1 protein-coding gene is annotated in these 519 nt (G+C 63.4%); it reads left to right on the top strand.

Annotation, left to right across the window (positions count from 1 at the left end):
- Positions 1 to 519 (top strand): VENN motif pre-toxin domain-containing protein (locus JJB97_RS18345; RefSeq protein ID WP_238715522.1); only part of this gene is annotated, 519 nt, incomplete at both ends.

Here is a 519-nt window from a genome sequence, read left to right as displayed (position 1 = left end):
GCCACCAAAGCGGCCACAGATAAAATGGCCACGGCCAGCGACGGGGACCGCGAAAAAGCGAAAGCCGACTGGGAGAAGGCCAACCCCGGCAGGCTTGCGACGGCTGACGATATCAACGGACAGGTGTATCAGAACTTCTACAATGCCGCATTTGCGGAAACGGGGCTGGGAACGGGCGGCACGATACAGCAGGCGGTGCAGGCCGCGACGGCGGCGGTACAGGGACTGGCAGGCGGGAATATCGGCCAGGCCATCAGCGGGGCGGCCGCGCCGTATCTGGCAGAGCAAATACACAAACTGGCCCCGAATGAAGAAAGCCGCGCAATGGCTCATGCCGTGGTTGGTGCTGTAACCTCCTGGGCTGCGGGCAACAGTGCGGCAGCGGGAGCCGCCGGCGCGGTAACCGGTGAGCTGATGGCCCAGTTGGTGATGGCGCAGCTGTATCCGGGTAAAAAGGTCAGTGACCTGACGGAAACAGAGAAGCAGACCATCAGCGCGTTAGGCACGCTGGCGGCTGGG

It is taken from the genome of Tenebrionibacter intestinalis (assembly GCF_016632365.1).
Lineage (GTDB): Bacteria > Pseudomonadota > Gammaproteobacteria > Enterobacterales > Enterobacteriaceae > Tenebrionibacter > Tenebrionibacter intestinalis.
The sequence above is the reverse complement of the archived record's forward strand: the minus strand, read 5'-3'. Positions and strand labels throughout refer to the sequence as shown.